Genomic DNA, 6,544 nt, shown 5'->3' with positions numbered 1-6,544 from the left:
TTATTAAATTATTAATACTTGACATGAAAAAGAAAATCTTTAATAAAAAAATCTATGCATTACTATTAAGTGGAGCTGGTACTATGGCATATGCTCAGGAAACTGTAAAAGAAAATAATATAGATGAAGTTGTGGTGACCACAGGGAGAACTAAGCCCAGAACCATAATTACCTCAGCAATTCCTATTGATAATATTTCGGCAGTACAGTTAAAATCCACAGGACAGATTACTTTTGATAAAGCTTTGACGTACGCTGTACCCTCTTTTAATTCATCACAGCAAACTGTTTCTGATGCAACGGCTCATTTTGATCCGGCAGATTTAAGAGGATTAGGCCCATCCAGAACATTAGTTTTGGTTAACAATAAAAGAAAAAATCAAAGTGCTTTAATTTATGTAAATGACACACCCGGAAAAGGTGAGGTAGGTACAGATCTGAAAAGCATTCCATCTGCCGCCTTACAGAATGTAGAGGTATTGAGAGATGGTGCCTCCGCACAATACGGTTCTGATGCTATTGCAGGAGTGATCAATATTATTCTTAAGAACAGCGTTGGAAAAAGTGCAGTCAATCTTTTTTCAGGGATTACTTCAAAAGGAGACGGCTTTAATATAGGAGCAGATTTTAATACAGGAATCAGAGTGGCAAAAAATGGAAGTTTGAATCTTACATTAGGATATTCTTCCCAAAATAAAACAAACCGTGCAGGTTCTGTTACAAAAGATGATCTTTTTGGGGTGGATAATGCCTGGACGCAAGCCAATCCTGGTTTAGGAATGATTATAGGACAGCCGGAGACAAAAGTGGCTAATATGTTTGTGAATTTTGAATTGCCAACAAGCGAGACAGGTAAATTTTATGCTTTTGGGGGTACAACTTACAGGAATGGGACCAGTTATGCTTTGTATAGAACACCTTATTGGGTAGCTTCAGATTTTGGTTTATTAACTCCAAAAGGACAACCTTACAATGGATTTCAGCCTGAATTTAAAACAGATGTTTATGATTATAATTTAACCTCCGGATGGAAAGGTATGTTTGGAAAATGGAGTTTTGATGGGAGTGCAACCTTTGGCTCTAATGCTGTAAATTATGTTGTAAACACCATAAATACATCTTTGGGTGCAAATTCACCAACCCGTTTTAAAGCGGGTGGTCATCAGTTTAGTAATATTATAGGAAATATAGATATCAACCGGGACTTTGGTGCAGTTGTTTTAGGAGCTGGAGTGGAAGTGCGTAATGAAAATTATCAGGCAACGGCAGGAGAAGAAGCATCTTATATAGGAAGTGGTGCAGAATCATTTCCCGGGCTGCAGCCTCAAAACGAAGTCAATGAAAATCGTCAGAATATTGGAGCTTATATAAATGCTGAATGGGATGTTACGAAAAACCTGTTACTTGGAGGAACCGTGAGATATGAAAATTTCAGTGATTTTGGAAATAATGTTTCCTGGAAAGGAAATGCAAGATATAAATTGTTAGATGATAAACTGGTTTTCCGAGGATCTGTTTCTACAGGCTTTCGAGCACCTTCATTACATCAAATTTATTATTCCAATGTTCAAACCAAAATTACAGGGAATACTGTAGCTAATCAGGGGACTTTTAATAATGACTCTCAAATTGTAAGATCTGATCTTGGTGTACCAAAATTAAATGCTGAAAAAGCCTTTAACATTACTGGGGGATTTGCCATAAAACCTTTTAAAAACCTGACTATTACCGCAGATTATTATAGAATAAAAATTAAAGACCGAGTACTTTTCTCAGGAGATATTGGTTACAAAACCGGTGCTCCGGGTAGTCCGGATGTAGCAAACCCTGTGGAAGTAATATTAAACAATAATAAAATAACCTCTTTGAAGTTTTTTACCAATGCGGTAAATACAGTTACTGAAGGGGTGGATTTCGTAGCTAATTATACTTCAGCTGTAGGTAAAGGAAGATTGGGAATTATTGCTGCTTTCAATTATAACGAAACTAAAATAGTAGATAATATTGCCGTTCCGCCTATTTTGGCTGAAAATGATTACTCAGAAAACTTTTTTGATAGAAAAGAACAATCCAGAATTACCTCTGCAAGACCAAAAACAAAAACTATTCTCAGTCTTTCGTATGAAATTACAAAGTTTAATTTTAACTTAAATAATACTTACTTTGGTTCTGTTGCATGGCAGCACGCAACTGATCCTGCCAAAGATCAGACATTTTCTGGTAAGGTAATTACAGACATCGTTTTAACATATAAAATCACGAAAGACCTTAAAGTTTCCGGAGTCGTAAATAATTTATTAAATATTTATCCGGATGTTATAGATAGCAAAGGAGATGTAGTAACAGATCTTGGAGGAAGGTTCAAGTATCCTTGGGAAGTGAATCAGTTTGGATTTAATGGAACCACTTTTCAGCTAAATGTTAATTATACTTTTTAATCTATAAATAAAGGAATCGATATTTGTGTTGTCATGCCTAACAAAGGCAAAGCAATCTCAAAAGATATAAAACCCATAGGGGCAAATATAAACTGACATTAGGAATTAATGTCAGTTTATTATTTTCTGATAGAATAGGAAGCTATTGCTACATTTTACTTTTTACATTGTTCAAAAAAAGGTATTTTAGTACTATGAAAATTTATACAAAAACAGGAGATAAAGGCCAAACGGCACTATACGGTGGAACAAGAGTTTCTAAGGCCAGTGCCAGAGTGGAAAGCTACGGAAATATAGATGAACTGAATTCATTCATCGGAATAGCTAAAAGCCATATTGAAGATGAAGAAGTTTTGAGACAGCTGAAAAAAATTCAGTTTGATTTATTCACAGTAGGTTCAGAAGCAGCTACCCCAGTAGATAAACTGATGCTGGCCAACGGAAAATCCCGTCTTCCGATCATTATTTCAGAAACAGAAATTGAAGAACTGGAGCAATGGATGGATATTTTTGATGAAAAGCTGGAACCACTTCAGTATTTTATCCTTCCAGGTGGAGGAAAACCTGCAACATTTTTGCATGCGGCAAGAACAATCTGTAGAAGAGCAGAACGTTCATTGGTATTTTTAAATGAAGCTGAAGAAGTACGTCCGGAATTGATTAAATATTTAAACAGACTATCAGATTATCTTTTCGTGTTGGCAAGATATATATCAAAACTAAACAACGAACCTGAAGAATACTGGAACCCGAATGAAAGATAAAGTATTACTTTTCATCAACGGTGAAGCTCCAAAATCTTTTCCAAATCCGGATCATTATGATCTGATTGCCTGTACAGACGGCGCTTTTCATTATCTCAAAAGAATAGGCTTTCCTTTGGCTCAACTGGATTTTATTTCCGGTGATTTTGATTCCCATTCCGGATCTGATGAAAATATTTATCAGGAAAAATTTATCCATACACCCGATCAGAATCATACAGATTTTTATAAAGGACTGGATATCATTATCGAAAAAGGAGGAAAAAATGTAGATGTTTTTGGTGGAAGCGGGGGCGAGCAGGATCATTTTTTAGGAAATCTTACGGTGGCTTATGCCTTTAAAGATAAACTGGATGTGAAGTTTTATGATGAATTTTCAGAGTATTACTTCATTCCTAAAAACTTTACGATAAAAGGAATAAAAGATAAAATGGTTTCCCTGTACCCTTTTCCTGCAGCTGAAAATATTATAACAAAAGGATTAAATTGGCCTTTGGATAATGGAAGTCTGAACATTACCTCAACAATCGGAACCCGAAACTTTGCGGTAGAAGATGAGGTTTCCATTACCTATGAAAAAGGAGATCTGTTGATTTTTATTGGGAAAAATTATTTGTGATAAAGTTTTAAGTAAAATTACACAAGTAATTTAATAGAAACAGGCTTTAAACCGTTCAATAAAATAAGATGCATTGGCTTTAGCCAAAATTTAATATAAAATCTTTAACCACAGAAGTCACAAAAGTTTTTGAATACTTAAGTTATTTCTAAGTGACTAGTAACTGTTTGAGAAGTACACCTAAGTTCTGAAAATCTTTGATTTTCTTCTTAAGTGTACTTCTTTTATGTAATTTTTTAAGCTTACTTAAGTGAACTAAAGTGTTAGTAAAATAAACTTTTGTATCTTTTGTAATAAAACAAAAAGCTATTGAATACATTCATCAAAATACCGGTTATCACCATTTCATTATGCTGCATTTTTTCATGCAAAACACAACATTTTGAAACACCTGAATATGGCAAAAATGAAACTGAGAAAGCCCTTAAGATCAAAAAGGTTAATAACTTCCGGGCGGTAGGCAATATTAAAAATTCTGAAGGACGAACCTTAAAAGAAGGAATGTTTTATAGAAGTGCCCATCTCCATAAGCTTAAAAAGAAATCTTTTGATGAATTTGGAAAACTGGGTATTGCAGAGATTATAGATTTAAGAAATTCAAAAGAGATTTCTGATAGCCCGGATTATCTTCCGGATGGGGTAACCTATAAGAAATATTCAGCTTTTGAAGATGAAGGAGATCAGTTGTCACAGGCTAAAAAAATGGTTTTGAAAGGAAAAGTGAATGCTTCTGATGCAGACAAAAGAATGATTGACTTCTACCGTGAATATGTAACCGAAAATCCTGAGACAATAAAAACTATTATTACAGAGATCCTGGAATCTGAGAAACCTATTCTTTACCACTGTACAGCCGGAAAAGACAGAACAGGAATTGTTACTGCCTTAATCCTGACCATATTGAAGTTTGATAAAGAAACCATTTATAATGAGTATCTTTTGTCCAATAATTTCAGGAAGCCCCTGGTAGAGAAAAGACTACGATTGGCCAATAACCTACACTTCCTGTATCCGAAGATGGATTTACAGGTTTTGGAAAAGCTCAGTTGGGTAGAAAAAAGATACCTTGATGCAGCTTTTGAAGAGATCGATAAAAAGTATGGGTCTATAGATACTTATATTCAGCAGGTATTAGGTATTTCAGAAATCAAAAGAGAGGGATATATTCAAAAGTTTACCCACTGATTATCAGGGGTAAATTTCTCTAAACAACAATATTGTTGTTTTATTTAAAATTATAATAATTTTAACACCTAAAAATCAAACTTTTTTAGCAATTTTGCATTTCTTAATTCACTTGTTTAGAAATGAAAATAAAGTACTCGGAACTTATTGATCAGACATTATATTTTCCTACGGAGGAATTTAATGTTTCTGAGAACAATTTGTTGTTTCACGACGTTCCATTGATGGACGTAGTTGAACAATTTGGCACTCCGCTAAAGATTAGCTATCTGCCGAGAATTTCTCAAAATATTCAAAAAGCCAAAAGCTGGTTTAAAGAAGCTTTTGAAAAGATTGAATATAAAAAGAATTACACCTACTGTTACTGTACAAAATCCAGTCATTTCAATTTCGTATTGGAAGAGGCCCTAAAGAATGATATTTCGATAGAAACGTCTTCTGCCTATGATATGGATATTGTAAAATCTCTTTATGAGAAAGGGAAGGTAGATAAAAACATTGAGGTAATCTGTAATGGATTCAAAACAGACGATTATCTGACCAATATTTCAGATATGATCAATAATGGTTTTGGAAACATTACTCCGATTCTGGATAATTACCGTGAACTGGATAAACTTACAGAAAGTATTGATTCTACATTCAACATCGGAATCAGAATCGCTTCTGAAGAAGAACCAAAGTTTGAATTTTATACCTCAAGATTAGGAATCGGATATAAAGATATCATTCCTTATTACAGTCAGAAGATTGCTGAACACCCGAATGCAAGATTGAAAATGCTTCACTTCTTCATCAATACGGGGATCAAGGATACATCTTACTACTGGAATGAATTGTACAAATGTCTTCGTGTATACGCACGTTTGAAGAAAATTGCTCCTGAAGTAGATTCACTGAACATTGGGGGTGGTTTTCCAATCAAGACTTCTTTGAATTTTGATTACGATTACCAATACATGGTAGAGGAAATTGTTTCTCAGATCAAGAAATTCTGTGAAGAAGAAGGAGTGGAAGAACCAAATATCTATACTGAATTCGGAAGTTTTACTGTTGGAGAAAGTGGGGCAAACCTTTACAAGATTATCTCTCAGAAACGTCAGAATGACAGAGAAAAGTGGAATATGATTGATTCTTCTTTCATGACCACACTTCCAGATACATGGGCGATTTCGAGACACTTTATAATGCTTCCGCTAAACCGTTGGGAAGATAGTTACGAAAGAGTATTCCTGGGTGGATTGACATGTGATTCAGATGATTATTATAACTCTGAGCAGCATACCAATGCCATTTATCTGCCTGTTTTCAGTGATACAAAGCCTTTGTACATCGGATTCTTCCATACAGGAGCTTATCAGGAAACTATCGGAGGATATGGTGGAGTTCACCATTGTCTGATGCCTCAGCCAAGACACGTCCTGATCCAGAAAGATGAAAATGGTGAATTGCAGTATGAAATTTTCCGTGAAAAACAGGAACCTGAAGATATCTTGAAACTTCTTGGTTACAAATAAAACCTCAACTTGTCATTGCGA

Annotated in this window: 5 protein-coding genes; all 5 read left to right on the top strand. The window is 34.7% G+C overall.

Going from position 1 to position 6,544, the window contains the following annotated elements:
• A partial coding sequence (locus tag WH267_RS18855) for a TonB-dependent receptor plug domain-containing protein (RefSeq protein ID WP_340010271.1) occupies positions 1-2,438 on the top strand: 2,438 nt, incomplete at its 5' end.
• Between the two features lie 194 nt (positions 2,439-2,632).
• On the top strand, positions 2,633-3,202 hold the full coding sequence (locus tag WH267_RS18850) for a cob(I)yrinic acid a,c-diamide adenosyltransferase (protein ID WP_123318105.1): 570 nt from the start codon (positions 2,633-2,635) through the stop codon (positions 3,200-3,202).
• Positions 3,192-3,821 (top strand): thiamine diphosphokinase, encoded by a 630-nt coding sequence (locus WH267_RS18845; RefSeq protein ID WP_123318106.1) that lies wholly within the window; start codon positions 3,192-3,194, stop codon positions 3,819-3,821. Before WH267_RS18850 ends, WH267_RS18845 begins: the two co-directional genes overlap by 11 nt.
• A 309-nt stretch (positions 3,822-4,130) precedes the next feature.
• Positions 4,131-5,006 (top strand): tyrosine-protein phosphatase, encoded by an 876-nt coding sequence (locus WH267_RS18840; protein WP_123318107.1) that lies wholly within the window; start codon positions 4,131-4,133, stop codon positions 5,004-5,006.
• A 122-nt stretch (positions 5,007-5,128) separates the two neighbouring features.
• Positions 5,129-6,523 carry an arginine decarboxylase gene (locus WH267_RS18835; RefSeq protein ID WP_103248181.1) on the top strand — a complete coding sequence of 465 codons (1,395 nt, stop codon included), beginning with the start codon at positions 5,129-5,131 and terminating at the stop codon, positions 6,521-6,523.
• Positions 6,524-6,544: the final 21 nt, after the last annotated feature.

This window comes from Chryseobacterium sp. MYb328 (assembly GCF_037572595.1).
GTDB classification, from domain to species: Bacteria; Bacteroidota; Bacteroidia; order Flavobacteriales; family Weeksellaceae; genus Chryseobacterium; species Chryseobacterium pennae.
Note: the sequence above shows the minus strand (reverse complement) of the source record. Positions and strands in the feature narration are given on the sequence as shown.

Excerpts from the sequence above, each read along its gene's own strand:
- WH267_RS18845 (WP_123318106.1), top strand. The coding sequence starts at position 3,192 with ATGAAAGATAAAGTATTACTTTTCATCAACGGTGAAGCTCCAAAATCT.
- WH267_RS18835 (WP_103248181.1), top strand. The coding sequence starts at position 5,129 with ATGAAAATAAAGTACTCGGAACTTATTGATCAGACATTATATTTTCCT.
- WH267_RS18850 (WP_123318105.1), top strand. The coding sequence starts at position 2,633 with ATGAAAATTTATACAAAAACAGGAGATAAAGGCCAAACGGCACTATAC.